Source organism: Streptomyces sp. NPDC090083 (assembly GCF_044747445.1).
In the GTDB taxonomy this organism is placed as follows: Bacteria; Actinomycetota; Actinomycetes; order Streptomycetales; family Streptomycetaceae; genus Streptomyces.
The window spans coordinates 152,839-178,308 of record NZ_JBIVED010000002.1; the positions used below are offsets into that span (position 1 = coordinate 152,839).

The 25,470-nt window shown below is 70.7% G+C and carries 26 protein-coding genes and 1 tRNA gene; 13 read left to right on the forward strand and 14 right to left on the reverse strand.

Annotated features, from left to right (window positions below; all coding sequences use genetic code 11):
• Position 1: 1 nt before the first annotated feature.
• Positions 2-742 (forward strand): TIR domain-containing protein, encoded by a 741-nt coding sequence (locus ACIPTO_RS06480; protein WP_401189882.1) that lies wholly within the window; start codon positions 2-4, stop codon positions 740-742.
• A gap of 129 nt (positions 743-871) precedes the next feature.
• Here ACIPTO_RS06480 and ACIPTO_RS06485 read toward each other — a convergent pair whose 3' ends face one another.
• A complete protein-coding gene (locus ACIPTO_RS06485) occupies positions 872-1,756 on the reverse strand; it encodes a macro domain-containing protein (RefSeq protein WP_401189884.1) in 885 nt (294 codons plus the stop codon).
• A gap of 119 nt (positions 1,757-1,875) precedes the next feature.
• On the opposite strand from ACIPTO_RS06485, the gene ACIPTO_RS06490 reads away from it, so the two are divergent.
• Together ACIPTO_RS06490 and ACIPTO_RS06495 are read left to right on the forward strand one after the other, a co-directional pair.
• Entirely contained in the window at positions 1,876-3,261 is a 1,386-nt protein-coding gene (locus ACIPTO_RS06490) for a macro domain-containing protein (protein WP_401189885.1), read from the forward strand.
• 334 nt (positions 3,262-3,595) lie between these two features.
• Positions 3,596-4,150: a hypothetical protein gene (locus tag ACIPTO_RS06495; protein ID WP_401189887.1), complete on the forward strand. Its 555-nt coding sequence runs from the start codon at positions 3,596-3,598 to the stop codon at positions 4,148-4,150.
• Between the two features lie 63 nt (positions 4,151-4,213).
• Here the strand turns inward: ACIPTO_RS06495 and ACIPTO_RS06500 are convergent, their stop codons facing one another.
• The 5 genes from ACIPTO_RS06500 to phoU form a co-directional block, all read right to left on the reverse strand.
• On the reverse strand, positions 4,214-5,590 hold the full coding sequence (locus ACIPTO_RS06500; RefSeq protein WP_366323980.1) for a S53 family peptidase: 1,377 nt from the start codon (positions 5,588-5,590) through the stop codon (positions 4,214-4,216).
• A 190-nt stretch (positions 5,591-5,780) separates the two neighbouring features.
• Positions 5,781-5,972, reverse strand: a complete 192-nt coding sequence (locus ACIPTO_RS06505; protein ID WP_366324069.1) for a hypothetical protein — start codon at positions 5,970-5,972, stop codon at positions 5,781-5,783.
• A gap of 149 nt (positions 5,973-6,121) precedes the next feature.
• Entirely contained in the window at positions 6,122-6,370 is a 249-nt protein-coding gene (locus tag ACIPTO_RS06510) for an SCO4226 family nickel-binding protein (protein ID WP_366323982.1), read from the reverse strand.
• Between the two features lie 171 nt (positions 6,371-6,541).
• The gene (locus ACIPTO_RS06515; RefSeq protein WP_019062518.1) at positions 6,542-6,697 is read right to left on the reverse strand and encodes a hypothetical protein; all 156 of its coding nucleotides are present in this window, start codon (positions 6,695-6,697) and stop codon (positions 6,542-6,544) included.
• Positions 6,698-6,833: 136 nt separating this feature from the next.
• Positions 6,834-7,523, reverse strand: a complete 690-nt coding sequence (gene phoU / locus ACIPTO_RS06520; protein WP_366323985.1) for a phosphate signaling complex protein PhoU — start codon at positions 7,521-7,523, stop codon at positions 6,834-6,836.
• Positions 7,524-7,780: 257 nt separating this feature from the next.
• Here phoU and ACIPTO_RS06525 point away from each other — a divergent pair, with 257 nt between their 5' ends.
• Positions 7,781-9,034: an ATP-binding protein gene (locus ACIPTO_RS06525; protein ID WP_366323987.1), complete on the forward strand. Its 1,254-nt coding sequence runs from the start codon at positions 7,781-7,783 to the stop codon at positions 9,032-9,034.
• Positions 9,031-9,711, forward strand: coding sequence for a response regulator transcription factor (locus ACIPTO_RS06530; protein WP_009340348.1), 681 nt, complete (start codon positions 9,031-9,033; stop codon positions 9,709-9,711). Before ACIPTO_RS06525 ends, ACIPTO_RS06530 begins: the two co-directional genes overlap by 4 nt.
• A gap of 94 nt (positions 9,712-9,805) precedes the next feature.
• Here the strand turns inward: ACIPTO_RS06530 and ACIPTO_RS06535 are convergent, their stop codons facing one another.
• Positions 9,806-10,447, reverse strand: a complete 642-nt coding sequence (locus ACIPTO_RS06535) for a DUF461 domain-containing protein (RefSeq protein ID WP_401189891.1) — start codon at positions 10,445-10,447, stop codon at positions 9,806-9,808.
• 588 nt (positions 10,448-11,035) lie between these two features.
• On the opposite strand from ACIPTO_RS06535, the gene ACIPTO_RS06540 reads away from it, so the two are divergent.
• The 6 genes from ACIPTO_RS06540 (at position 11,036) to ACIPTO_RS06565 (ending at position 17,444) form a co-directional block, all read left to right on the forward strand.
• Positions 11,036-11,518: a CarD family transcriptional regulator gene (locus tag ACIPTO_RS06540; protein ID WP_003953493.1), complete on the forward strand. Its 483-nt coding sequence runs from the start codon at positions 11,036-11,038 to the stop codon at positions 11,516-11,518.
• Positions 11,519-11,839: 321 nt separating this feature from the next.
• Entirely contained in the window at positions 11,840-12,592 is a 753-nt protein-coding gene (gene ispD / locus ACIPTO_RS06545; RefSeq protein ID WP_401189892.1) for a 2-C-methyl-D-erythritol 4-phosphate cytidylyltransferase, read from the forward strand.
• Positions 12,582-13,094, forward strand: a complete 513-nt coding sequence (gene ispF, locus ACIPTO_RS06550) for a 2-C-methyl-D-erythritol 2,4-cyclodiphosphate synthase (RefSeq protein ID WP_401189893.1) — start codon at positions 12,582-12,584, stop codon at positions 13,092-13,094. The genes ispD and ispF overlap by 11 nt, the downstream gene beginning before the upstream one ends.
• Before the next feature lie 119 nt (positions 13,095-13,213).
• Entirely contained in the window at positions 13,214-14,614 is a 1,401-nt protein-coding gene (gene cysS / locus ACIPTO_RS06555) for a cysteine--tRNA ligase (protein WP_401189895.1), read from the forward strand.
• Positions 14,615-14,725: 111 nt separating this feature from the next.
• Complete coding sequence (gene rlmB / locus ACIPTO_RS06560; RefSeq protein WP_366323995.1) at positions 14,726-15,670, forward strand: 23S rRNA (guanosine(2251)-2'-O)-methyltransferase RlmB; 945 nt, start codon at positions 14,726-14,728, stop codon at positions 15,668-15,670.
• Positions 15,671-15,788: 118 nt separating this feature from the next.
• Positions 15,789-17,444: a DoxX family membrane protein gene (locus tag ACIPTO_RS06565; protein WP_401189897.1), complete on the forward strand. Its 1,656-nt coding sequence runs from the start codon at positions 15,789-15,791 to the stop codon at positions 17,442-17,444.
• A gap of 121 nt (positions 17,445-17,565) precedes the next feature.
• Here the strand turns inward: ACIPTO_RS06565 and ACIPTO_RS06570 are convergent, their stop codons facing one another.
• From ACIPTO_RS06570 to ACIPTO_RS06580, 3 genes are all read right to left on the reverse strand, one after another.
• Positions 17,566-18,297: a nucleotidyltransferase family protein gene (locus tag ACIPTO_RS06570; protein WP_366323998.1), complete on the reverse strand. Its 732-nt coding sequence runs from the start codon at positions 18,295-18,297 to the stop codon at positions 17,566-17,568.
• Positions 18,298-18,393: 96 nt separating this feature from the next.
• On the reverse strand, positions 18,394-18,849 hold the full coding sequence (locus ACIPTO_RS06575; RefSeq protein WP_366324000.1) for a hypothetical protein: 456 nt from the start codon (positions 18,847-18,849) through the stop codon (positions 18,394-18,396).
• 260 nt (positions 18,850-19,109) lie between these two features.
• A complete protein-coding gene (locus ACIPTO_RS06580; protein ID WP_366324002.1) occupies positions 19,110-20,246 on the reverse strand; it encodes a sn-glycerol-3-phosphate ABC transporter ATP-binding protein UgpC in 1,137 nt (378 codons plus the stop codon).
• Between the two features lie 260 nt (positions 20,247-20,506).
• On the opposite strand from ACIPTO_RS06580, the gene ACIPTO_RS06585 reads away from it, so the two are divergent.
• A tRNA-Thr gene (locus ACIPTO_RS06585) sits at positions 20,507-20,583 on the forward strand.
• A gap of 76 nt (positions 20,584-20,659) precedes the next feature.
• Here the strand turns inward: ACIPTO_RS06585 and ACIPTO_RS06590 are convergent.
• From ACIPTO_RS06590 to ACIPTO_RS06605, 4 genes are all read right to left on the reverse strand, one after another.
• Positions 20,660-21,193, reverse strand: coding sequence for a VOC family protein (locus tag ACIPTO_RS06590; protein WP_401189899.1), 534 nt, complete (start codon positions 21,191-21,193; stop codon positions 20,660-20,662).
• A 76-nt stretch (positions 21,194-21,269) separates the two neighbouring features.
• On the reverse strand, positions 21,270-22,280 hold the full coding sequence (locus ACIPTO_RS06595; protein ID WP_401189900.1) for a DUF4037 domain-containing protein: 1,011 nt from the start codon (positions 22,278-22,280) through the stop codon (positions 21,270-21,272).
• Between the two features lie 118 nt (positions 22,281-22,398).
• On the reverse strand, positions 22,399-22,878 hold the full coding sequence (locus ACIPTO_RS06600; RefSeq protein WP_401189901.1) for a GNAT family N-acetyltransferase: 480 nt from the start codon (positions 22,876-22,878) through the stop codon (positions 22,399-22,401).
• Between the two features lie 96 nt (positions 22,879-22,974).
• Positions 22,975-24,312 (reverse strand): MFS transporter, encoded by a 1,338-nt coding sequence (locus ACIPTO_RS06605; protein ID WP_401189903.1) that lies wholly within the window; start codon positions 24,310-24,312, stop codon positions 22,975-22,977.
• Positions 24,313-24,535: 223 nt separating this feature from the next.
• On the opposite strand from ACIPTO_RS06605, the gene ACIPTO_RS06610 reads away from it, so the two are divergent.
• Positions 24,536-25,465 (forward strand): LysR family transcriptional regulator, encoded by a 930-nt coding sequence (locus ACIPTO_RS06610; protein ID WP_401189904.1) that lies wholly within the window; start codon positions 24,536-24,538, stop codon positions 25,463-25,465.
• The last annotated feature ends 5 nt before the right edge of the window (positions 25,466-25,470 follow it).

Here is a 25,470-nt window from a genome sequence, read left to right on the forward strand (position 1 = left end):
CATGGGCGACAGCGACAGCCATACCTTCGGGGACAACAACCAGGTCATCCTCGGCGGGGAGAACTCGGGCTTCGGCTACAACTACCATGCGGCGCCCGCGACGTCGCCCGCCGGGCCGCGGACCTCCGGGCGGGCGGCCGGCGGCCAGGACTCCGGCGGCCAGACCTCCGGGCAGCGGTCCGCGCCACCGCCCGCCGGGCACGACCGCAGCCGTAGCGTCTTCGTCGTGCACGGGCGGGACGAGGAGGTGCGCGCGGCGATGTTCGGACTGCTGCGTAGGCTTGACCTACGGCCCCTGGAATGGGAGGAGTTGGTGCGGGCCACCGGCAGGACCGCGCCCTTCCTCGGCGAGGTCGTCATGAACGCACCGGCGCAGGCACAGGCGGCCCTGGTCCTGCTCACCCCCGACGACGTCGCCAAGCTGCACCCGCATCTGCTCGGCAACAGCGAGCGGGACGACGAGACCCAACTCACCGGCCAGCCACGGCAGAACGTCCTGATCGAGCTGGGCATGGTGCTGATGGCCTACCCCGAGCGGACGGTCATCGTCGAGGTGGGCCGGCTGCGGCACGTCGCCGACACCGCGGGCATCAACGTCATCCGGTTCGACGGCACGGAGGCCTCGCTTGCGAAGATCGCGGCCCGGCTGCGGCTGGCCGGCTGCCGACTCGACGACAGCGGGCCGGAATGGCGCGACCCCGAGTACTTCCGGAATCTCTCCGCGTACCGGCGGCTCGCCTGAAGCACCGGAAGGAAGGAACGGGAGGAAAGCAAGGAAAGCAAGGGAGGGTGACGGACGCCCGGGTGTCCGTCACCCTCCCTTCTCCGGCGTTCTTCTCCCTCTCCGGCGTCCGCCCTTCCCGCGCGCTTCTCACACGCGGTCCAGTCCCGACGCCAGCACCCGCAGGAACGCCCCCACCTCCCGCATGTCGATCCGCTCCAGATCGGCGGGCCGTACGATCACCCGCAACTCCCGGCAGACCGCGCCCTCCCGGGACCGCGCGATGAACGACATCAGGATCAGCCGCAGCAGGCTGTCCTGGTCGAGATGGTCGAGCCGGGACAGCCCCGATCCGACCAACGGCATGGCCACCGCCTCCAGTTGGGCATGCCGGTGCAGCGCGTCCCACAGCCGGCCGAGCCCGGACCAGAGGTCCTCCACACTGGACGCGGCCACGCAGTCGTTGCCGATACGGCTGTACGCGACGCCGAACACCAGCCTCGGCCGGGTGCCCAGGACCGCCACCGTGCCGAGCGGATACCGGTCCAGTTTGCCCAGCGGCTTGCGCTCCCGGTCCTCCCGCCCGACCGGCGCGACGCCGGCCAGCGCCGCGGCCAGTTCCGCGTCCAGCCGCCCCACGTCACCTTCGTACCGCCGGAGCAGCAACTGTCCTTGCACACTGGCGGCGTTGATGACCTCGCCGTCGGCCGGCGCGGTGTCGAAGGTGTCGCAGAAACCGACGACGAGATGGGCCGGCTGGTCGAACAGGTCGCCGGCCTCGACGACCACCGTCAGGTCGGGGCGCCGGAAGACCTGCTCGACCCGCGGCACCGGACGCGCCTGGCCCAGCCCCCAGGCCAGGCAGGCCGCCACGGACAGCGCCGTGACCGTGCCGGGATCGGGGAAGCTCCGGGGGAAGAACTGCCCGACGAACTGAAGGACGGCGGATATTCCGCCGAAGGCCACCATGGTGCTGCGCGCGAAAATCCTCCGCGCGCGCCCGGTGCCGTAGAACCGCGGAAATCGAGAACTCACGGTTCCTCCAGGGCATCATGATAATCTGCTGGTCACTTGTCGGTGACGCAGAGTGATGAAGACGTGCGGCACAGCGATACGAAAACGCGGCGGGGGCGACGCGGGTGGCCGATGGACGAGTGCGCATTCAGGTCAGAGTGCTGGGGGCGGTCCGGCTCGACGTCGACGGGATTCCGGTCCGGCTGACACCGCTGACCACCCGGCTGCTGGTCCGCCTGGTGGCCGCCGAGGGCGAGGCCGTGCCGGTGCGTCAACTGCGCCGGGACGTATGGGGGTTGGCGGACGGCCCGCGCCATCTGGACCAGCGCAACCGCAACGAGGTGCAGAAGCGCGTGCTGGAACTGCGGCGCGCTCTCGATCCCGTCCAGGACGGCACCGCCGCCCGCGTCCTGCGCACCGAGCAACAGGTCACCGTGCACGGCCCGGAGACCGCCTACCGCCTGGTGCTGCGGCCCGAGGAACTGGACAGCGCGCGGTTCACCGCGGTCGTCGGCAGCGCGCTGCTCGCCCCGCCCGCGACCGCCGCGCACGAGCTGGCCGAGGCGCTGACCCTGGTCCGGGGCAGGCCGCTGGCCGAGGTCAACGGCGAGAACTTCGCGGCCCCGCTCATCCGCCGCCTCACCGCCCTGCTGGACTCCGCCCGTCGCGAACTGGTCAGGGTGCAGGCCGACCTGGGCCGTCCCGACCTCGCGCTGCCGGTCGCCGAGCTGATCGTCCGCGACCATCCCGACGACCTCGACGCGGCCCGCGTCCTGGACACCCTGCGCGCCGCGCTCCGGGCCCGCCACGGTGCCGAACTGCTGCGCCACAGAGTGCCGTTGGCCGGGCAGCGCGCCGATGTCGTGCTGGTCCGGGGCGACTTGTTCGAGCAGACGGACTGCAACCTGGTGGTCGGCTTCACCGACACCTTCGACACGGAGACCGAGCAGGACATCGTCATCAGCCGCGACAGCGTCCAGAGCCAGCTGGTCGACCGGCTCTTCGGCGGCCGACGACGCCTGCTGGACGAGAAGTTGAAGGCCGGGCTGCGGAGCGTGCGGGCCGTCGGCACGGAGAGCGTCCGGGCCAAGCCGCGCGGCCGGCGGGTCCGTTACCCGGTGGGGACGACCGTCGCCGTGCCCGTGGACGGCCGCCGGATCTTCGCGGTCGCCTACTCGCGGCTCGGCAACGACCTGGTGGCACGGTCCGGGAACGAGGACCTGCGGGTGAGCCTGGACCGGCTCTGGGCCTCGGTGGCGGTGAACGGCCTGTTCAGACCGGTCGCCGTCCCGCTCATCGGCTCCGGACTGGCCCGGGTGACCGACCTCGACCGCGGCCAGCTCGTGGGCCTGATCGTCGACTCGTTCATCGCCGCGTGCCGGCTGCACCCCGCGCTCACGCCCGAACTCCGCATCGTGATCCGCCCGGAGGACCTCGCCAGCACCGACCTCTCCCCGGTCGAACGGCGCTTCCACGAACTGGTCCCGGACCTGGACGACCACGCGGACCGGCCGACTCAGAGGTGAGACCGGGCGGTTGCCGGCGTCCAGCCCCCGCACCGGCAGGTTCCTCCGCATCTCCGGCTCCCCCCACGCGGCATCCCCCACCGGCTTCCGGCCCACCGCCGCCACCCGGCCTCACCGGGTCCCAGTGCACCGCCCCGCCCGCTTCCGCGGGTAGCCACCATCCGCTTCCGAACCGATTCCGACGAGGCGCGGCGCCTGCACGCCCGGTGATTTCTCGTCATTACGTAGATACGCGAGGTGACCGGGCGGGAGGATGAGCGCAGGGCGCGACCCGTCCGGCCGGCAGGCCTGTCGTCGCCCTCGTCCACACGCACTCTCGGGGGGAAGAGCACCCATGGCGAACCAGTACCCCGGACCGCCTCCGGAACAGCCGCCCGCACAGCCCGGGCAGAACCCGTACACCGCGCCGCCCGGTGGTTCCTACGCCGAGGGGGCCTACGGCTATCCCACCGCCCCCGGCTCGACCCCCGTCTACGGCTACCCGCAGGCCGCCCCGCCGCCGCAGCCTCCGGCGTACTCGCTGCCGCAGTCTCAACCCGCCTTCGGGGCGCCCCTGTTGACCCTCGGGGACATCGCCGTCAACGGTGACACCATCGTGAGCCCGGCCGGGACGATGCCGCTCAGGGGCGCGGTGTGGACGGCCACCGACATGTCGCGGACGGAGGAGCGGATCCCGCCGCACGCGATCGTGCTGGCGATCCTGTTCTTCCTGCTCTGCTTCGTCGGACTGCTGTTCCTGCTGATGAAGGAGCGGACCACCACCGGGTTCGTGCAGGTCAGCGTCCACAGCGGGGGACGGCACCACTCCACGATGATTCCCGTGCAGTCCCGGAACCAGGTGGTGCACGTCCTGAACCAGGTCAGTTACGCGCAGTCCATCAGCATGTGAAGCGGGTCGGCACGACGACGGCCCGGGCGTGGTGCGCCCGGGCCGTCGTCGTCGTTGGAGGTGTCAGCGCCGGCTCGCCCGCGCGAGCGCCGGGACGAAGCGCAGCGCGTCCACCGTGCCCACGCCGGTCGCCATGTCGTAGCCGTTGACCGCGGTGTAACCGGTCACGCCCTCGTACGAGTTGTTCGTGCCGTCGTTCACGTCGACGATGCCGTGGGCCTTCGCGCCGTGCCGCGCCAGCGTGTACAGCGCCGAGTTGATGTTGCCGACCCGGTGCCCCGCCGCCTGGTCCGCGAGGGCGACGATGCCGGAGAAGAGCGGGCTGGCCTCGCTCGTGCCGCCGTAGACGTCCCAGCCGACGGCCGTCGGGTCGAAGCTGGAGTACGTCCACGCGCCGCCGTTGACCGCGGCGGCCATCGAGACGTCGGGGGTGGCGCGCTGGGTGCCGACGATCTTCTTCACGCCGTTCTGGAACGACGGGCGGGCGAAAACGTGGGACTGGCCGCCGCCGCCCGCGCCGTAGTCGTTGTAGACGCTGTCCGGCGAGACGCGGTCACCCTTGTCGTCCAGGTGGAGCTGCGTGCCGCCGATCGAGGTGACCAACGGGTCGGAGGACGGCCAGGAGTTGACCGGCTTGTCGTAGTAACCCTTGCCGTCCGCCGTGGAGTCGGTCGCACCGCCGTCGCCGGACGAGGCGAGGACGGTGACGTGCCTGCGGTTCGCGTCCTGGAAGGCGTAGCGCAGCTTCTTGATGCTGGAGAAGTCGCCCTGGTCGAAGCCGGGGAAGGTGTTCTCGGTGGCGCCGAAGCTCTGGGTGATGACGTCGCCGACACCGTGGTCGATCAGGTGCTTCTCGGCGTCCATCATCTCCGGCAGCCCGGTGACGCCCTCGGTCTCCGCGACGGCCGTCTCGACCAGCACGATCTTCGCGTCGGGCGCGACCGCGTGCGCCATCTCGACGTCCAGGGTGGTCTCGCCCGCCCAGCCGGTCATGTCGGCGTTCGTCGGGTCGAAGACGGGGACCTTGCCCCACTTGACGACGTTCACCTTGGTGCTGTGCATGCCGAACTGCTTGCTGTACGTGTCGAGATCGTGCTGGATCGTCGGCGAGCCGAACGAGTCGACGATGACGATCGTCCGGCCCTTGCCCGTGATCCCCTTCTTGTACAGGGAGTTGAGGTTGTACGCGGTGCGGTACTGCAGCGGGTCGTAGCACGCGATGTGCCACTTGGCCTCGCACTGGGCACTGGTCAGCGGGCTGGGCACGTCGCGCGCGAGGGTGTGCCCGGTGATGGCCGGGACCGCCTTCGTCTGCGGTACGGCGGCGGGTGCGGCACCGGCGACGGCGGCCAGCGGCGCGGTCGCCAGCGCGGCGGCGGCGAGGGTCGCGGTGGCGGCCGTGGCGGCGGCGAAGTTCAGTCTGGTGCGGGCTATGTGCATGAATCCCCCCTGAGTGCTGCGGAGTTCGTCCGGCGGTCAGCCGGGCGAAACGGTCTCCGCGCATCTCATCGAGTGAGACATGCACAGGACAAGACTGTTGAACTGTCGATGCCGAACCCTTTGCCCAAACAGCACCGAAGCCTCGAACGCTCCTGGCGATCCGACCTGTTGACGCGGCCGTACCACCGCCTCAGACCGCGGAACCGGCCAGCCGCTGGAAGGCCGCCGTCGTACCCGGGTGCGCGAGTTCGTCCAGCAGGTGCCGCCACTCGGGGTCGCCCGGGACGGGGTGCGCCTCGTCCCACGCGGCCAGCAGCGGCGCGAGGGCGTCCTCGCCGGCGACCGCGGTGGTACCGGCGTTCATGAACTGCTGCGATTCCATGGTGAGTTCCTTCCGGACGGAGTGCCTGCACGATCGGCCGCGAACTGCCGTGCTCCTAAGATGCCTTCGCCCGCCTACAGGAACCATGGAGAACCCCACCCGATCAGGGGTGGGGCTGCCCGTACCCCGAGAGGCCCGCCCGCCGGTCCTCAGACCGAGTACGGCACCGCGTGCACCTCGTCCGCCCGGTGACCCGCACGTTCGTGGACGCGCTGGACCGCCTCGGGCGAAGGGGCCTCCGAGAGGCAGTAGACGGTCCCGGACTCGGGGTCGGCCCAGGCCCGCTCGAAGTGGACGCCCTCGTCCTTCTCCACCGCGAGATCCGCCTTGTGGGCCGCCATCAACTGGTCGGCCGTGATGCCCGTCATTCCGTGGTGTACGTCCATGTACTGAGCCATGGCCGCGCACCTCCTTCCGTGCGCTCGCCCGCTCTGCCCTACCCCTCCATGCTGCGCCCGTACGGTCCTCCCGGCCACCGTGGGCGACGAGCGGGGGAAGGCCCCGGACACACGGCGGAGGGGCCCCGGCGCGATGTGCGCCCGGGCCCCTCCGGTGGTGTCACGCGACGGTCAGCCGCACTGGCACGGATTGCCTGACTGGCAGCCGCAGCCGCAGCCCGAGCCGCAGCCGCAGGCGCCGAAGAGCGGGAGACTCTTGATCTCGGCGGGCTGCTGGGTCTCGCGCTCCTGCGTCGGGTCGGGCGTCGTGGCGGGGGATTCGGCCATGGGTCCTCCTAGAGGCTGGTGCCTGTGCCCATTGGATGCCCGCTCCGCCAGGCGCATCAACGGCGCATTGGGGTTTCCCCCGCAAGCCCCCGGCCCCGCGCCGCCCGAGCCCCTCGCGCGCGTACCCGGCCGGACCCTACGCGCCCTCCGCCCCCGTCACCGGCTGGATGTCCGGCTGCAGCTCGTCCGCGTGCTCGCCGGTGACCAGGAAGACCACCCGCTTCGCGACCGACACCGCGTGGTCGGCGAAACGCTCGTAGTAGCGGCCGAGCAGGGTCACGTCGACCGCCGTCTCGATGCCGTGCTTCCACTTCTCGTCCAGCAGGTGCTGGAAGAGCGTGCGGTGCAGCAGGTCCATGTCGTCGTCGTCCGCCTCCAGCTGGAGGGCCAGGTCGACGTCCTTCGTGATGATGACCTCGGCCGCCTTGGCCATCAGCCGCTGCGCGAGCTGCCCCATCTCCAGGATGGTCGCGTGCAGGTCGTGCGGCACGGCGCGCTCGGGGAAGCGGAGCCGGGCGAGCTTCGCCACGTGCTGGGCGAGGTCTCCGGAGCGCTCCAGGTCGGCGGACATGCGCAGCGACGTGACGACGATCCGCAGATCCGTCGCCACCGGCTGCTGCCGGGCCAGCAGGGCTATGGCCCGTGCTTCCAGGTCGTGCTGGAGGTCGTCGACCTTCTTGTCGGCCTCGATGACGCTCTCGGCCAGCTTCAGGTCGGAGTCCAGGATGGCCGTCGTGGCGCGTCCGATCGCCGACCCGACCAGCCGGGCCATCTCCACCAGACCGTCACCGATCGAGTCAAGTTCCTCGTGGTACGCGTCCCGCATCAGGGTTCCCTCTCCTACGTTGTGCTTCGGGGGTCAAAAGGGCTCAGGGGGCTCGGTGGACTCTGGGGCCCGGGCCCGTCGGTGTGACGTAAAACCGGCCCTTCCACCCCACGCTCCCACGTTGCCGCTCCTACGCGACGGTTTACGCCACCCCAAATGAATCAATACTGGCTCCAAGGTGAACTCTGGGCGACGAGTGTTCGAGGTCGCACTCCGATGGCTGTGGCCAGGAGGTATCCCATGCCTAACCTGGGGGCATGGACGTGAACGCGGCGGTCGCCGCAGCGGCAGCGATCGCCGGGGTACTCACCGGTGTGATCGCCATGCTGGCGTTCCGCTGGAGCGAACGCGACCAGAAGCGACCGACCAGGACCTCCCTGCATACGGACCCGGTACTTCCGCCGGGTGTGGACACCGTGCTCTCGGTGCTCCGCTCCTCTGCCGTCGTCCTCGACGAAGCGGACGCCGTGGTCAAGGCCAGCTCGGCGGCGTACGCCCTCGGACTGGTCCGTGGCGGAAAACTCTCCGTCGAACCGATGCTCCAGATGGCCCGGGACACCCGGCGCGACGGCGAGATACGCCAGGTCGAGCTGGACCTGCCCCGGCGCGGCACCGGACGAGGGGAGGCCCTCGCGGTCTCCGCCCGGGTGGCGCCGCTCGGCTCCCGGCTCGTCCTGCTCCTCGTCGAGGACCTCACCGAGGCCCGCCGTATCGAGGCCGTACGACGAGACTTCGTGGCGAACGTCAGCCACGAACTGAAGACCCCCGTCGGCGCGCTCTCCCTCCTCTCGGAGGCGGTCATGGACGCCTCCGACGATCCTGAGGCGGTGGAGCGTTTCGCCGGCCGGATGCAGATCGAGGCCACGCGCCTGACCAACCTCGTGCAGGAGCTCATCGACCTGTCACGGGTCCAGAACGACGACCCCCTCGAAGACGCCGAACCCGTCCGCGTCGACGAACTCGTCGCCGAGGCCATCGACCGCTGCCGGCACCAGGCCGGAACCAAACAGATCACCATGGCCGCCGGCGGCACCGCCGACCTGCATGTCTACGGGAACCGGGGCCAGCTGGCCGCCGCCCTCGGAAACCTGGTCGAGAACGCCGTCAACTACTCGCCCGCCCGCACCCGCGTCGGCATAGCCGCCCGCCGGGTGGCCGCGGCCGGTGGCGACCACATCGAGGTCGCCGTCACCGACCAGGGCATCGGGATCTCCGAGAAGGACAAGGAGCGCGTGTTCGAGCGCTTCTACCGTGTCGACCCGGCCCGCTCGCGGGCCACCGGCGGCACGGGTCTCGGGCTGGCGATCGTCAAGCACGTGGCCGCCTCGCACGGCGGGGAGGTCACGGTGTGGAGCTCCGAGGGACAGGGCTCCACGTTCACCCTGAGGCTGCCGGAGGCGGGTGCGGCCCGCGACCGTGCCCACCATCACCCCGACCTCGACGACGAGGTCGAGGGGTCCCCTGAACCATCCCCGTACGAACCGCTTCCCGCCCCGGAGGTCCTTCCGTGACCCGTGTGCTTGTCGTCGAGGACGAGGAGTCCTTCTCCGACGCCCTGTCGTACATGCTCCGCAAGGAGGGCTTCGAGGTCGCCATCGCGACCACCGGGCCCGACGGACTCGACGAGTTCGAGCGCAACGGCGCCGACCTCGTCCTGCTCGACCTGATGCTGCCGGGCCTGCCCGGCACGGAGGTCTGCCGCCAACTGCGTGGCCGGTCCAACGTCCCCGTCATCATGGTGACGGCCAAGGACAGTGAGATCGACAAGGTCGTAGGCCTGGAAATAGGAGCCGATGACTACGTCACCAAGCCCTTCTCGTCCCGCGAGCTCGTCGCCCGTATCCGGGCCGTGCTGCGCCGCCGCGGCGAGCCCGAGGAGGTCACCCCGGCCGCCCTCGAGGCAGGTCCGGTCCGTATGGACGTGGATCGCCACGTGGTCACGGTCTCCGGCTCCAAGGTCGACCTGCCCCTCAAGGAGTTCGACCTGCTGGAGATGCTCCTGCGCAACGCGGGCCGCGTACTGACCCGTATGCAGCTCATCGACAGAGTCTGGGGCGCCGACTACGTGGGCGACACCAAGACCCTCGACGTCCACGTCAAGCGCCTCCGCGCCAAGATCGAACCGGACCCGGGCGCGCCGCGCTACCTGGTGACGGTGCGCGGCCTGGGCTACAAGTTCGAGCCGTAGACCGCGGGCGCGGTCGGACGGGTACTACGACGATGGGCGGGACCTCCGCGTGAGGTCCCGCCCATCGTCGTGGCCGTACGGCTGCTGCCGTCGCTCAGCCGGTCGTGCCGGTCGACTCCGTGGCCGTCGCGCTCGCGGAGGCCGAGTCGGTCGGGGTGGCCGACGTGCTCGTGCCGGGCTTCGGCGAGCCGGTGGCGGTCGCGGAGGCGCCCGGGGCGGCCGTGGGCATCGCGGTCGGGCCCCACTTGCTGAAGTAGCTGTCCGCCGGGACGACGAACGCGCTCAGGCTCACGTCACCGGTCGTGCTGAGGGTGAAGGTGACCTTCTGGGCGTTGCCGTCCGGGATGCTGCCGGAGTCGCTCAGCGAGGCGGAGGCGTTGCCCTTGCCGCCCAGGACGAGCGAGCCGAAGGCCGGGACGACCAGCTTGCCCTTGCCCTTGGCGGCGGTGAGCGTCGCGGAGCCGGCGCCGTCCACGCTGACGGAGTCCAGGGTCTGCGGGTCCTTGCCGGTGTTGAACAGGGTCGCGGAGATGACCGCGGGGCCCTTGGCCGTGGTGTCGGGCTGGGTGATGACGAGCGCGTTCTGCACCTTGATGACACCGACGGAGACGGCCGCGTTGTCCGGCTTGACCTCCAGCGTCTGGGCGTCGTTGCCGGCACCGCACGCGGCGAGCGAGGCGATCGAGAACGCGATGGCGGCGGCGGCGAGGGCGCCGCGTCGAAGGCTGCTGCTCACGGCGGCGGCTACTCCTTGAACGTGGGCGGAGCAGGGCGACTCCCGAATAAAGCCGCCCTAAGTGTCTGTCAGCGGCCTTAGGTTACCGAGCCGTTCCCGCACCACCGCACCCGACCCTCCCCCAACCGGGTACCCGTGTGCCACAAGTGACTCATGGGTCACTTGTGCCCGCCACTCCTCCGGCATTCACATAAGCGGCTCAGCCGTCCGCCGGCGGATTTTCCGTGAAGAATGCGGGACCCCCCGGAGAATTGATCAACGGCCGTTCCGCGGGCCCGGGTGATCAATTCCGGATTCGTCTCGTACCGGGCTCCGGCCACCGAACGGAGTAGCGGAAGTCGAGCACTTGGAACCAGACATTTGGGGACGTTCGTCCGCTTGGAGGCGCCTCCGGATGTGTGTAACGTACGCGTTTCACCTCGCCCGGAGAGCCGCTCCGACCTGCGAATACCCGCTTCCGCTCGGCGTCCGCAGCACGTTCCTGTTGCTGTTGTCAAGCCCCGAGATATGCCCTGACCTGCGAAAACGCCATTCAGAACCCGCAGTTTCCGTGTTACCCTGGATAGCCACGGAAGGGGTACCTGTCACATGACGTTCAAGGTTGGCGACACCGTGGTCTATCCCCATCACGGGGCCGCGCTGATCGAGGCTATCGAAACTCGCCAGATCAAAGGCGTGGACAAGACCTACTTGGTGCTGAAGGTCGCTCAGGGTGACCTGACGGTGCGTGTGCCAGCGGACAATGCGGAGTTCGTCGGCGTACGTGATGTGGTCGGTCAGGACGGGCTGGACCGGGTCTTCGAGGTGCTGCGCGCTCCGTACGCCGAGGAGCCCACGAACTGGTCGCGTCGTTACAAGGCAAATCTGGAGAAGCTCGCCTCCGGCGATGTCATCAAGGTCGCGGAAGTCGTCCGTGACCTGTGGCGTCGTGAGCGCGAGCGAGGACTCTCCGCAGGTGAGAAGCGCATGCTCGCCAAGGCTCGCCAGATCCTGGTGAGCGAGCTCGCGCTCGCGGAGAACACGAACGAGGACAAGGCCGAGGCCCTGCTCGACGAGGTTCTCGCGTCCTGACGCAGGCAACTGGTACGCCCTGCTCAGCACAGTGAAATGCCGTGGTGCCCGATGACAGCTCCCTTGTCGCCGGGCGCTTCGGCATGTTCGGGGAAGTTTCCCGCCCGCCCCCGACACCGACCTCGTCGAAGAATCCGCGGACTGCGAGGCCCCGAGACTCCGACTTCGTCGAACGCCGGAGGAAACGTCCCCCGATAATGGTGTGCCGGGCCCGGGCAGCAGGCTCGACCGGTGTCACGGAAGGGTCCGGTCAAGGCGTCGCGCCCGGCACTCCTGAGGCCATACCCACGTAGGTCGAGCACACAAACCTGACAGGAACCGATGTCTGACGATTCGCGCTCTTCGCAGGCGCAGTCCTCCGTCGCCGCCGTGATTCCGGCCGCCGGACGAGGCGTACGCCTCGGGCCGGGCGCCCCCAAAGCGCTCCGCGCGCTGAACGGCACCCCCATGCTCATCCACGCGATCCGCGCGCTGGCCGCGTCACGTTCCGTGTCCCTGGTCGTCGTCGTGGCCCCGCCCGACGGCGCCGCCGAGGTGAAGACCCTGCTCGACGCGCACGCCCTGCCCGAGCGCACCGACTTCCTGGTCGTCCCCGGCGGCGAGTCCCGGCAGGAGTCCGTGAAGCTCGGCCTGGACGCGCTGCCGCCCGGCTACGACGTCGTCCTCGTCCACGACGCGGCCCGCCCGCTCGTCCCGGTCGACACGGTCGACGCGGTCATCGAGGCCGTACGCGAGGGAGCGCCCGCCGTCGTACCGGCGCTGCCGCTCGCCGACACGGTCAAGGAAGTCGAGCCGGCCGCACGGCCCGGGGACCCGGAACCGGTGGTCGCCACCCCCGAGCGGGCCCGCCTCCGTGCCGTGCAGACGCCACAGGGCTTCGACCGCGCCACCCTGATCCACGCCCACGAGACGGTCACCGACAACGTCACCGACGACGCGAGCATGGTCGAACAGCTCGGCCTCGCCGTCGTGGTCGTCCCCGGCCACGAAGAGGCCTTCAAGGTGACCCGCCCCCTGGACCTCGTCCTCGCGGAGGCGGTCCTGGCCCGCAGGAGGCTCAACGATGGCTTCTGAGACCTCCCCGCCATCCCCGTCCTACCCGCTGCCTCAGGTCGGCATCGGCACCGACATCCACGCCTTCGAGGAAGGCCGCGAGCTGTGGTGCGCGGGCCTCAAGTGGGAGGGCGAGGGCCCGGGCCTGGCCGGCCACTCCGACGCGGACGTCGTCGCCCACGCGGCCTGCAACGCCCTCTTCTCGGCGGCGGGCCTCGGCGACCTGGGCCGGCACTTCGGCACGGGCCGCCCCGAGTGGTCGGGCGCGTCCGGCGTCACCCTGCTGACCGAGGCCGCCCGGATCGTCCGCGAGGCCGGCTTCACGATCGGCAACGTGGCCGTCCAGGTCGTAGGACCGAGGCCGAAGATCGGCAGGCGCAGGGACGAGGCGCAGAAGCTCCTGTCGGAGGCGGCGGGGGCGCCGGTGTCCGTCTCGGGGGCGACGACGGACGGCCTCGGGTTTCCGGGGAGAGGGGAAGGGCTGATGGCGGTGGCCACGGCGTTGGTCGTACGGCACACGTGACCCGGCCCACCCAGGAACACGCGGAACCGCGCGACCGGCCCCCACCGGACCCGTACCGGAAAACGGCCAATCCGCCGGAAGGCACCGGGCACCCCGTACCGCCCACTACCCTTACTACCGTGACCATTCGTCTGTACGACACCAGCGCCCGGCAGATCCGTGACTTCACCCCGCTCACCGCGGGCTGTGTCTCGATCTACCTCTGTGGCGCCACCGTGCAGGCCGCCCCTCACATCGGCCACATCCGCTCGGGCCTGAACTTCGACATCCTCCGCCGCTGGTTCGAACACCGCGGCTACGACGTCACGTTCATCCGCAACGTCACGGACATCGACGACAAGATCATCACCAAGTCCCGTGACCAGGGCCGCCCTTGGTGGTCGATCGGCTACGACAACGAGCGCGCGTTCAACGACGGCTACAGCGCCCTCGGCTGCCTCCCGCCGACCTACGAACCCCGCGCGACCGGCCACGTCCCCGAGATGATCGAGATGATGCGCGGCCTGATCGAGCGCGGTCACGCGTACGAGGCCGACGGCAGCGTCTACTTCGACGTGCGCTCGTTCCCGGACTACCTCCAGCTGTCGAACCAGGACATCGACGACCTCCGCCAGCCCCCCGAGGACGGCATCACCGGCAAACGCGACCCGCGCGACTTCGCGATGTGGAAGGCGACCAAGCCCGGCGAGCCCGACTGGGAGACCCCGTGGGGCCGCGGGCGCCCCGGCTGGCACCTGGAGTGCTCGGCGATGGCGCACAAGTACCTGGGCTCCGCCTTCGACATCCACGGCGGCGGCCTCGACCTGATCTTCCCGCACCACGAGAACGAGATCGCCCAGGCCAAGGGCTACGGCGACGACTTCGCGCAGTACTGGGTGCACAACGCCTGGGTCACCATGAGCGGCGAGAAGATGTCGAAGTCGCTCGGCAACTCCGTCCTCGTCTCCGAGATGGTCAAGACGTGGCGCCCCATCGTCCTGCGCTACTACCTCGGCACCCCGCACTACCGCTCGATGATCGAGTACAGCGAGGAGGCCCTGCGCGAGGCCGAGTCCGCGTTCGCGCGGATCGAGGGCTTCGTGACCCGGGTCGTCGAGAAGGCCGGGGGAGTCGTCGAGCCCGCCGCCGAGGTGCCGCCGGCCTTCGCCGAGGCGATGGACGACGACCTGGGCGTCCCGCAGGCGCTCGCCGTCGTCCACACCACGGTCCGGCAGGGCAACAGCGCGCTGGCCGCCGACGACAAGGAAGCCGCCGTCGCGCGTCTCGCCGAGGTGCGCGCCATGCTCGGCGTCCTCGGCCTCGACCCGCTGGACCCGCAGTGGGCGGGCGAGGCCGACCGCGGCGAAGACCTCCACGGCGTCGTCGACACCCTGGTCCGCATGGTCCTCGACCAGCGCGAGGCCGCCCGGGGCCGCAAGGACTGGGGCACCGCGGACGCCATCCGCGACCAGCTCAACCAGTCCGGCCTGGTCATCGAGGACGGCCCGCAGGGCCCCCGCTGGACCCTCGGCCCGCGCTGAACCCACCCCGGTCAACGAAGATCGACTGTGCCGCCCGGCCTCCCGGGCGGCACACTGCATAGACGTACGTATGCACCGCACTCCACGACGGATCACACAGACAGGTAGGTCATGGCAGCCAACAACCGCCGCATGTCCGGCAAGAAGGGCGCGCAGGTCGGCAGTGGCGGCCAGCGGCGCAAGGGTCTCGAGGGCAAGGGCCCCACCCCGCCCGCCGAGGCACGCAAGGGCCACAAGAAGAACCGCATCGCCAACGCCAGGGCCAAGCAGGTCCAGCGCCGGGCGCCGGTCGCGCGCGGTCGCGGCGGCAAGGGCACGTCCGAGATGGTCGTCGGCCGCAACCCGGTCGTCGAGGCGCTGCGCGAGGGCGTCCCCGCCGTCACGCTCTACGTCCAGCAGTTCATCGACAACGACGAGCGGGTCCGCGAGGCGCTCCAGCTCGTCGCCGAGCGCGGCGGCGTCCACCTCATGGAGGCCCCCCGCCCCGAGCTGGACCGCATGACCAACGGCCTCAACCACCAGGGCATGGTCCTCCAGGTCCCGCCCTACGAGTACGCGCACGCCGAGGACCTCGCGAACGCGGCCTACGACAAGGGCGAGGACCCGCTGATCGTCGCCCTGGACGGGGTGACCGACCCGCGCAACCTCGGCGCGATCGTCCGCTCGGTCTCCGCGTTCGGCGGCCACGGCGTCCTCGTCCCCGAGCGCCGCGCGGCCGGCATGACCGCCGGCGCCTGGAAGACGTCGGCCGGTACGGCGGCCCGTACGCCCGTCGCCCGCGCCACGAACCTGACGCGCGCGCTGGAGGCGTACAAGAAGGCGGGTCTCGCGATCGTCGGTCTCGCCGCCGACGGTGAGCACGAGATCGGTGAACTCGCCGCGCTGGCGGGCCCGGTGGTGGTCGTCGTCGGCAGCGAAGGCAAGGGCCTGTCCCGACTCGTGGGCGAGACCTGCGACTTCCGGGTCCGCATCCCGATGCCCGGCGGCGCGGAGTCCCTCAACGCCGGTGTGGCCGCCGGAGTCGTGCTCTACGAGGCGTCCCGCAAGCGTTCCTGAACGGACGTTCGGCACCGTCACCCACTCGGGGCAATCTGCGCGTCGGGGACGAGCTTGACGCTGTCCGGACACATCCGGCAAGTCAAAGCAGTGTCCTAAACACACGTCACTCGGTTAGATGAGTGTGGACACCAGAACACCCCGCACACCCACGGGGGACCGCTCGTCCGGATTCCAGTCCGGGTTGGACGACGCTCCCGCGCTGAGCATGGTGAAGGTGCCGAGCGATCCGGCGCAGGTCATCGTCAACCATGCGAGTTTCCGCGTGCAGCTGGGCGCCTCGACGCGCACCCAAAACCCGCGCCTCGCACGGCAGTTGAGCGCCGCCGAGGACACCGCCCGGATGCCCGCGGCCGGTGCCGCGCGCCGCAGGCCCGTCGTCTGGAGCGGCCGGTCCGCCCCGGACGACACCGGCGCGCACCGGCTCCTCCAGGCCGTGCGGGGCAACGGCGTCCGGCACGGCGAGCAGCCGGCCGGCGACGCCGGGGCCACCCAGGTCATCCCCCGTATCGAGAGCGGCGGTTACGCCGCCGGCTACGACGGAGACCTGACCGCGCAGACCCTGGAGACGCCCATCGTCGGCGCCCAGCGCGGCCACGCCCACGACACCGGCGAGAACCGACTCCTGCCCCAGATGCGGCCCGTGGGCAGCGCCTACGACGAACCCGCCTACGGGGACCGGGAGTTCGAGGACTTCGACGCCGACGAGTCGGACGCGCGGCGCGACCAGCGGGCCAAGCGCTACGGCAACGACCCGGTACGGCACGCCTATTACCCCGGCCGCCGGATGAACCTCGGCGTGGTCCTCCTCCCGCTCCGCATCTTCCTCGGCTTCATCTCCATCTACGCCGGCATGGGCAAGCTGTGCGACCCCGTCTACTTCGACGGCGGCAAGCGCGGCTCCATGGTCAAGTGGCTCAACACCCTGCACCCGTGGGAAGTGGCCGAGCCACTGCGGCAGTTCGCGCTCCAGCACCCCGTCGGCTCCGGGCTCGTCATCGCCTTCGCCCAGGTCATCGTGGGCGTCCTCACGATCCTGGGCCTGTGGCAGCGGGTCGCCGCGGTCTTCGGCGCGCTGCTGTCGGCGGCACTGATCGTCACGGTCAGCTGGAAGACCGTCCCGGCCTACGACGCCCCCGACATCATCTACCTCGCCGCCTGGTCCCCGCTGATCATCGCGGGCGCCCCCGTCTACTCCGTCGACGGCCGCCTCGCGGGCAGCGCCTGGCGCCGCCTCGGACCCCGCGCCGACATCTGGGAACTGCGCCGCTACGTGCTGCGCCGCGGAGCCCTCGTCACGGCCGTCTCCATCGGCCTCACCCTGCTCATCGGCTCGCTGCTCGGCGGCGCGGTCCGCGACTCCAGCCGCGTGGTCGTGCCGGGCCCCGGCGAGGCCCCGCGCAACGAACTGCCGGGCACCCCGCTCCCCGGCGAACCGACCAGGAGCAGCGGCAGCACTCCCAAGGCGTCCACGTCCCCGTCCCGGCACACGCCGTCGGCCAAGCCGTCGGGCGCCGCGACGACCCCGGGCGCGACCCACTCCTCGTCCGGTACGACCACCGGCGGCACCCCCAGCCAGACCCAGGGCACCGCGGGCCGCACCCAGCCCCAGCACTCCTCCCCGGCCGGCCAGGCCCCCAGCACCACCTCGGGACCCACGTCCAGCGGCGGCAGCAGCGGCGGCGGAACCGGCACCGGCACGAGCGGCGGCTCCAGCACCGGAGGATCCTCGTCCTCCGGCCAGCCGGGCCTGGTGGGCGGCCTGTTGGGGTAGCCGGGCCGGTGGGGGGCCTGCTGAAGCAGTCGCCCACCGGCTGATCCCGGCGCGTACGACGAAGGGGCCCGCACGTGGAGTGCGGGCCCCTTCCGGCGTCCCAGAAGCGCCTGAGGGACCGTCAGCGCCGCAGCGCGGCAAGCTCCTTGGCGGCCTCGGTCAGATCCTTCGCGGTGTCGATGGCCCGCCAGTAGGCCCCCTGGGGAATCGGGAACCCGGCCAGCCGCAACTCACGCGCGAGATGGGGGAACGTCGTCCGCTCGTGGTCCCCCCGCTCCGGCAGCAGCCCGGCGAACTCGGGCGAGAAGACGTACACGCCCGCGTTGATCGCGTGCTGTGTGGGCGGTGACTCGATGAAGTCCGTGACATGCCCGAACGCGTCCGTCTGCACGGCCCCCCACGGAATCCGGGGCCGGGCCAGCGCGAGCGTGGCGACCGCGTCGCGCTCGGTGTGGAAGTCGGCCATGTCCCGCAGCGAGAAGCGGGTCCAGATGTCACCGTTCGTCGCGTACCAGGCCTTGTCCGGCCGGGGCAGATGCGAGGCGGCGTACTTGAGCCCGCCGCCACGGCCCAGCGGCTCCGTCTCGACGACGGTCGTCACGTCGACCGGCAGATCGGCCGTCTTCAGCCAGTCCTGCAGCACCTCCGCGAGATGCCCGCAGCTGACCACCACGTCCGTCACGCCCTCCTCGGCGAGCCAGACGAGCTGATGGCCGATGATCGGGGTCCCCGTGCCGGGGATCTCGACCATCGGCTTGGGCCGGTCGTCGGTGTACGGGCGCAGCCGGGATCCCTGGCCACCGGCCAGGATCACGGCTTGGGTGGGGCGCGACGCGGCGTTCGGATCGGTCATGACCCGAACTGTACGTGGCGGCCCCACCGCATCCTTCGGCTGCAACCGTTCCTTAATCAGCCGTTACCGACCTCCTCATCCGGGCACCGGCTCCGGTCAGCTGTGCGCGGCCATGACCCCGGAGGCGAACGCGGTGTCGCACACGGGGCGGGCGTAGGACTGCGCACGCGTCGCGCCGTAGATACGGACCGCGGCGCGGCCCAGGGCGCGGGCGATGGAGCTGCAGTGCGTGGCGAGCGACGGGTGGCCGTTCACCGCCTCCTGGAGGTGGGTCAGGACGACGTCGGGGTTCTTGTCCTGGAGCTCCGTCATGAGCCGGTCGCGCAGGATGTCCTGCGGGGCGCGTGCGGCGGCCCGCGAGGAGGCTCCGGCGGCCGTGACGTCGGTCGCGGTGAGCATCGAGCTGGAGGGGCTCCCCGACCAGTTGACCCGGGTGACCGCGAGGGTCCCGGAGAGCACCATGACGACGGGCAGGACGAGGGCGAGCGTGCGGCCGACCCGGCGGGCGGGGCCCCGGCCGCGTCGCGGCTGTTGGTTATTGGAGTGCTTCACGCGTGTGAGGGTAGCGTCCGGTAATGATTTGGCGACATTTAGTCACCAATTCGGGGGATGGATCGGCGCCTCGCAGTGGGTAGGGCGTTGACGAACGCTGCTCGAAATGACCGGTCTGCCGGGGTATTTGTCGACACGGTCGGGCGTCCGGACGCAGCAGGAAGGGCCCCGCGGCGATCCGCGGGGCCCTTCCTGGGAACGTTTGAACAGACGGTGAGTTCCGAACCGCCGGTGAGGACGGATCAGTCGGTGAAGACGGATCAGTCGGTGAGGCGCTCGCCCGTGGAGGTCGAGAACACGTGGATCTCGCCCGGACGCGGGACGACGTGGAGCGTGGAGCCCTTGTCCGGCACCGCACGGCCGCTGACGCGGACGACGAGGTCCTTGAGGTCGTCGTCGACCTTGGCGCTGCCGTAGACGTAACCGTCGGCGCCCAGCTCCTCGACGACGTTCACGGAGACCGCGAGACCCGCCGGAGCGTCCTCGGCGTCCTTGGTGAGGGACTTCGCGGCCTCGCCGTTGTGCTCGGCGATGTCGAAGTGCTCGGGACGCACACCGACGGTGACCGTGCGGTCGCCCTTGTCGGCGGCGGCCTTGAGGGCCTCACGGTTGACCGGGACGACCGAGTTGCCGAACTTCACGCCGCCGTCGGTGATCGGGACCTCGATCAGGTTCATCGCGGGGGAGCCGATGAAGCCGGCGACGAAGAGGTTGGCCGGGCGGTCGTACATGTTGCGCGGCGAGTCGACCTGCTGGAGCAGACCGTCCTTCAGTACGGCGACGCGGTCGCCCATCGTCATGGCCTCGACCTGGTCGTGGGTGACGTAGACGGTGGTGATGCCGAGGCGGCGCTGCAGCGAGGCGATCTGCGTACGGGTGGAGACACGGAGCTTGGCGTCGAGGTTCGACAGCGGCTCGTCCATGAGGAAGACCTGGGGCTCACGCACGATGGCGCGACCCATCGCGACACGCTGGCGCTGACCGCCGGAGAGGGCCTTCGGCTTGCGGCCGAGGTACTCGGTGAGGTCGAGGATCTTCGCCGCGTCCTCCACCTTCTGGCGGATCTCGGCCTTGTTGACGCCGGCGATCTTGAGCGCGAAGCCCATGTTGTCGGCGACCGTCATGTGCGGGTACAGCGCGTAGTTCTGGAACACCATGGCGATGTCCCGGTCCTTCGGCGGCAGGTGCGTGACGTCACGGTCACCGATGCGGATGGCGCCGGCGTTGACGTCCTCGAGCCCCGCGAGCATCCGGAGCGAGGTGGACTTGCCACAACCGGAGGGACCGACCAGAACGAGGAACTCCCCGTCCTCGATCTCGATCTCCAGTCCGTCTACGGCGGGCTTCTCGGAACCCGGGTAGATCCGGGTCGCCTTGTCGAACGAAACAGTGGCCATGGTGAAGGGCCCCCTTCTACCGGCAGGAACGTGCCGGACGATCCGTTGTAGGAAGGTGGTGGTGTAGTCCACGCGAGTGAACTGGGTCAGGACGGTACCTGGCGTTCGCCCGCATGTCAGTACCTCCGGGCATGTGAACTTCGCGGAAATTTTCGACAGGGCGGTGCGGGGACCTGGGTACACTGCTCGGGCATGTGATCGCGCGGGTGGTTCCGCGCGAAGCGGTACGCGTGGTGACCCGCGCGACGGCACACACGCAGGCCTCCTTAGCTCAGTTGGCCAGAGCAACGCACTTGTAATGCGTAGGTCGTCGGTTCGAATCCGACAGGGGGCTCCAGGGAAGTCCAGGTCAGATGCTGTTTGGCCTGGATCTTCATCTATGGCCGGAGCGTCGTGGGCTCGCTCTCGCCGGGTCAGTCCGGGGATCTCACGGGTGTGCTGCTGCGGCCGTGGGGGCGGCCGCTCAGTTCCGCGTCGAGTGTTTCCTGAGCCGTGCGCATCGCCTCGGCGTACACGGGGTCCTGTAGTCGCTTCCACATGTCGGCTTCCGAGACGTCCTCGATGTGGCTGACGACCCACCAGATGTTGCCGAAGGGGTCCTTGATACGGCCTCCGCGCTGTCCGAAGGCGTCGTTCGCCAGGGCGGTGACGACCTGGCCGCCGGCTTCGGCGGCTCGTGAGAACGTCGCGTCGGCGTCGGCGACGAACACGCGCAGCAGGCTCGGCATGGCCGGCCAGTCCGCGTGCCGGTCGAAGGCCAGCACCACCGTGTCGCCGACGCGGATCTCACCGTGCCCGATCAAGCCGTCCTCGGTCGCCACCCGCCCGAGTTCCTCACCCCCGAACGCCCGGGTGACGAAGTCGAGGAACGCCCCCGTGTCATCGGTGACGATCCAGGGGGCGACGGTGGTGTAGCCCTCCGGTGCGGTGCCTGCCTGCTCGGACATCGTGGTCCTTTCGCTCACGCCTGGTGGCGTTGGGTGACGGCAGCGACGCTAGGCCGTCGGTAGGTCTGCAGGTGTCCTAGATGTCGGCGCGGTGGGGGAGGGATCTCAGGGTCGGGTCCTTGATGCGGGACGTGAGGGCTCTGGTGAGGCGTTCCGCGTGCAGGACCTGGAAGGGTCTGGAGTGGAACGGGCGGGTACTGGGGTCCACGCGGTCGGTCAGGTCCAGCTGGTTGTGGATCTCCGCGGTCGCTTCGTAGGCGTACGCGAGATGCTTCTCCCTCGTGTGCCAGTCGGTGGCCGCGAGGGCGGCCGTCAGGACCGGGGTCAGGCGATGGCCGGCCGCGGTGCGGGCGAAGGCCGTGCCCAGCCACTTGTTGTACGGGGGGTAGCGGCGGTCCATGAGGAGGCACAGGCGCATCAGGGTCCGGGTCAGGGCGGCGGTCGCCGTCGCTGAGCCGAGTTCGTCGCCCACCTCGCCGCAGCGGCCCACGAAGGCCTCCTCCTCGGCGATCCGGTTCCACTCGCGGGCCAGGACGTGCAGCCAGACGTCCCGGGGGTACCAGCGGAGCGTGTGGCGGACCGGGCCCAGTTCGTGCAGGCCGTCGTGGAAGACCGCGCCCGCCGTGACCTCGGCGAGGAGCTGGGTGGGGGTCGTCAGCCAGTCGGTGGTCGTCACCTCCTGGGCGGGGTCGAAGCCGAGCGTGGACCTGAACCAGGCCGCGGTGTGGGTGACCTCGACCCTGTGGTGGACCGGGCCGGCGGTGGGTCGCATGACCCGGATGTCTCCGTCGGCCGTCGCGGCGAAGTTCGTCGGGTAGCCGTGGAAGGTCTTCGGCAGGTGTTCCGCCAGGTGGTGCCGGATGCGGCCCGCGTGGCGGGGGACGTCCCGGGGGCGGAGGAACAGCTGGAGGCGCGGGCCCCACTCGTGGTCCCGCGAGCGCGGGGTGTCGTAGCCGAGGACTTCGGAGCCGCTGCCGACGCGGGCGGCGGAGTGCGGGATGTCGGGGGCCGCGTCCTCCAGGAGCGGGCGGACGGCTTCCGTGTAGAAACGGCGGGAGAGTTCCAGGCCCGGTAAGAAAGGTGGCATGTCGGTGAAGCTCATGCCCCGACCCTGCCCGGTCCGCGCATGATCGTGCGCGCCGATTCCCGCCGGTCGCCTCCCGACTCCCGCGCACGGCAGGCCGGTCGGGCTGTTGGAACGCCGGTCAGCCGGGTTGCCCCAGCTCCCGCAGCGCCTCGTCCGTCAGCCGGTACACCGTCCACTCGTCCTGCGGGCGGGCGCCCAGCGCCTCGTAGAAGTCGATCGCGGGGCGGTTCCAGTCGAGGACGGACCACTCCAGGCGTTCGTAGCCGCGGGCCACGCAGATGCGGGCGAGTTCGGTGAGGAGGGCCTTGCCGTGGCCGGTGCCTCGGGTGGCGGGGCGGACGTAGAGGTCCTCCAGGTAGATGCCGTGGACTCCGCGCCAGGTCGAGAAGTTGAGGAACCACAGCGCGAAGCCGACCGGCTCGCCGGTGGTGTCGTCGGTCGCCAAGTGGGCGTAGGCGCCGGGGTGTTCGCCGAAGAGGGCCTCGTGGAGCTGCTCGGGGGTCGCCCTCGCCTCCTGGGGTTCCTTCTCGTAGGCGGCGAGTTCGCGGATCAGGGCGTGGATGACGGGGATGTCGGTGGGGGTCGCTGTGCGGATCATGAGGGGAGGCTAGCGGGGAGGGGTGGGGAAGGGGGGGCTGGTGGGGAGGGGCGGGGAGGGGCGGGGAGCGTGTGTGGAGCGGTGGAGTGTTGGATTTCAGGTGCCCTCGGCCGTGGCGGTGGGCCGTTCTTGCGGTGCCTGAGTCTGTTCCTGAGCCTGTGGCTTCGGCTCCCGTGATTCTCGTTCCCGCAACTGCCCTTCCCGCGGCTGTCGTTCGTCCCGTTCGGTCTCTCCTTCTCGTGGCAGCAGCAGCGGTGATGCCAGCAACAGCAGCCCCGCGACCGCGATCGCCGTTCGCGGTGTCGTGAGCGCTGCGAGTGCTCCCCACAGGGCCGTCGTCGTCGCGATCGTCGCGCTCGTGCTGATGGACCAGGCCGTCAGGGTGCGGGCGACCCGGTCGTGGGCGGTGTGTTCGAGGCGGGCGGTCGCCAGGAGCGGGTTGAAGACGCCGATGCAGGTCACCAGGGCGAGTTGCAGGGCGGCGACGAGGAGCATGCCGGGGAGTCCGGGGGTGACGAACGCCAGGCCGATCGGCCAGCAGGCGCGGAGCGTCCCGGAGGTCAGCAGTACCCGGCGCGGGCCGAACCGGGTCGCGAGCGGGCGGGCCAGGCGGGAGCCGATGAAGCCGCCGGCGCCGGAGGAGGCCGCGAGGACGAGGGCGAACTGCCAGGGCGAGAAGCCGAGTTGGCCCAGCAGGAGTACGGCGAGCAGCGGCTCCGCGGCCATGATCAGGCCGTTGACCGTCATCGCGTTGAGGAGCAGCGGGCGCAGGATGGGGTGGGCGAGGATGTAGCGCCAGCCGTCGAGCAGGTCGGCCGCGCGCAGCCGGGGGCCGGCGGTCCGTTCCGGGCGTGGTTCCGTGCCGCCGATGGCGCGGATGCCGAGCGCCGACAGGAGATAGCTGACCGCGTCGGCCACCACCGTCGTCACCGGGCCGAACAGTCCGATCGCCGCTCCGCCGAGCGGCGGCCCGAGCATCGTCGAAGTCCAAGTCGTCGACTCGAAGCGGGAGTTCGCGACCAGGAGGTCCTCCGGCGGGACCAGCGACTTGAGGTACGACCCGCTCGCCGCGTTGAACGCGATGTTCGCGGCGGCGACGACGATCGACACGACCAGGAGCTGGGCGAAGGTGAGCAGCCCGCACGCGAACGCCACCGGGACCGTCAGCAGCGCCCCGAACCGGGTCAGGTCCATCGCGATCATCACCGGCCGCTTGCGGCGGAACTCCACCCACGGCCCCAGCGGTACGGCGACCAGCGCGCCCACCGCCCGTCCCGACGCGGCCAGCGCGGCCACCTGGGTCGGGCCGGAGTGCAGCACGAGGATCGCCATGAAGGGGAACGCGCCGAAGCCGAGGCCTGTGCCGTACGAGCTGACCGCGAACGACGCCCACAGCCAGCCGAAACGGCGTCCCAGCGCTCGTCTCCCCGCCATTACCGGCCCACCCGTTCCGCGTCGTCCCGCTTGTTCGTTCGCGCTCGCTTGTTCCGTTGGGCATCAAAGCGAGTGCCTGGCCCCGGGATCAAACAACCGACTCGCCGGAGAGTCACAACCTGTGGTTGTGACCACTGGTCAGAGCTGGGCGAGAGCTGGGCCAGGGCTGGGTCAAGGGTGGGTCAGGGACCCGTTGTCAGTGGTCGTCAGTATCGTCGCAGGAGTGGATCTCGACGCGGTACGCACCTTCGTGGCCATCGCCGACGCGGGCCGTTTCCAGGACGCGGCCACGGAGCTGTCGATCACCCAGCAGGCCGTCTCCAAGCGGGTCGCCGCGCTGGAGCGGGCCGTAGGCGTGCGGCTCTTCGCGCGGACGCCGCGCGGGGCGGAGCTGACCGTCGACGGGCGGGCGTTCCTGCCGCATGCGCGGGATCTGCTGCGCGCCGAGGCGCGGGCGTTCGCCTCCGTGCGGCCCGGCCACCGCGCGCTGCGCGTCGACGTGATCGGGCGCGGGCTCGCCCCGGCCGCGCTGCTGCGGGACTTCCACCGGGCCCGCCCCGACATCGAGCTGGACGTGGTCACGCTCTTCGACGCCGACGCGGCCGTCGACGCGATCCGTTCCGGCACGGTCGACGCGTCCTTCCGCGCCGTCACCATGACCGGCCGCCGGCTCCCCGACGACATCGAGGTCAGCCGCGCCTTCGACGAACCCGTCCAGCTCCTCACCGGGCCGGGCCACGCCCTCGCCGGTGCCGGGACCGTCACCCCGGCCGACCTCGTCGGGCACCGGATCTGGATGCCCGGCCTCGTCCCGGGCACCGAGTGGGCCGCGTACTACGACGCGCTCGCCGCCGCGTTCGGACTCACCATCGAGAGCAACGGGCCGGACTTCGGGGTGGAGCCGCTGCTCGACACCATCGCCGGGTCCCGTTCGCTGGCGACGTTCGTGGGGGAGCAGACCCGGCTGGTCTGGCCCGCCCATCACGACCTGCGCCGGATCGCGGTCCGGAATCCGACGCCGGTCTATCCGCACTCCCTCGTCCGGCATCGCGACAATCGGCACCCCGCGCTGGCCGCCCTCCGCGACCACCTCGACACCGCGACGACCCGGGCGTCCACCGACGCCGAGACCTGGACACCCGCCTGGGCGTGACGAAC

What these genes read in the sequence shown, in the direction of transcription:
- rlmB (WP_366323995.1), top strand. Translation starts at nt 14,726, where the DNA reads ATGGCAGCCAACAACCGCCGCATGTCCGGCAAGAAGGGCGCGCAGGTC.
- ACIPTO_RS06500 (WP_366323980.1), bottom strand. Translation starts at nt 5,590, where the DNA reads ATGCACATAGCCCGCACCAGACTGAACTTCGCCGCCGCCACGGCCGCC.
- ACIPTO_RS06510 (WP_366323982.1), bottom strand. Translation starts at nt 6,370, where the DNA reads ATGGCTCAGTACATGGACGTACACCACGGAATGACGGGCATCACGGCC.
- ACIPTO_RS06580 (WP_366324002.1), bottom strand. Translation starts at nt 20,246, where the DNA reads ATGGCCACTGTTTCGTTCGACAAGGCGACCCGGATCTACCCGGGTTCC.
- ispD (WP_401189892.1), top strand. Translation starts at nt 11,840, where the DNA reads ATGTCTGACGATTCGCGCTCTTCGCAGGCGCAGTCCTCCGTCGCCGCC.
- ACIPTO_RS06495 (WP_401189887.1), top strand. Translation starts at nt 3,596, where the DNA reads ATGGCGAACCAGTACCCCGGACCGCCTCCGGAACAGCCGCCCGCACAG.
- ACIPTO_RS06590 (WP_401189899.1), bottom strand. Translation starts at nt 21,193, where the DNA reads ATGTCCGAGCAGGCAGGCACCGCACCGGAGGGCTACACCACCGTCGCC.
- ispF (WP_401189893.1), top strand. Translation starts at nt 12,582, where the DNA reads ATGGCTTCTGAGACCTCCCCGCCATCCCCGTCCTACCCGCTGCCTCAG.
- ACIPTO_RS06565 (WP_401189897.1), top strand. Translation starts at nt 15,789, where the DNA reads ATGAGTGTGGACACCAGAACACCCCGCACACCCACGGGGGACCGCTCG.
- ACIPTO_RS06525 (WP_366323987.1), top strand. Translation starts at nt 7,781, where the DNA reads ATGGACGTGAACGCGGCGGTCGCCGCAGCGGCAGCGATCGCCGGGGTA.
- ACIPTO_RS06540 (WP_003953493.1), top strand. Translation starts at nt 11,036, where the DNA reads ATGACGTTCAAGGTTGGCGACACCGTGGTCTATCCCCATCACGGGGCC.
- ACIPTO_RS06605 (WP_401189903.1), bottom strand. Translation starts at nt 24,312, where the DNA reads ATGGCGGGGAGACGAGCGCTGGGACGCCGTTTCGGCTGGCTGTGGGCG.
- ACIPTO_RS06595 (WP_401189900.1), bottom strand. Translation starts at nt 22,280, where the DNA reads ATGCCACCTTTCTTACCGGGCCTGGAACTCTCCCGCCGTTTCTACACG.
- ACIPTO_RS06600 (WP_401189901.1), bottom strand. Translation starts at nt 22,878, where the DNA reads ATGATCCGCACAGCGACCCCCACCGACATCCCCGTCATCCACGCCCTG.
- ACIPTO_RS06515 (WP_019062518.1), bottom strand. Translation starts at nt 6,697, where the DNA reads ATGGCCGAATCCCCCGCCACGACGCCCGACCCGACGCAGGAGCGCGAG.
- ACIPTO_RS06570 (WP_366323998.1), bottom strand. Translation starts at nt 18,297, where the DNA reads ATGACCGATCCGAACGCCGCGTCGCGCCCCACCCAAGCCGTGATCCTG.
- phoU (WP_366323985.1), bottom strand. Translation starts at nt 7,523, where the DNA reads ATGCGGGACGCGTACCACGAGGAACTTGACTCGATCGGTGACGGTCTG.
- ACIPTO_RS06505 (WP_366324069.1), bottom strand. Translation starts at nt 5,972, where the DNA reads ATGGAATCGCAGCAGTTCATGAACGCCGGTACCACCGCGGTCGCCGGC.
- ACIPTO_RS06480 (WP_401189882.1), top strand. Translation starts at nt 2, where the DNA reads ATGGGCGACAGCGACAGCCATACCTTCGGGGACAACAACCAGGTCATC.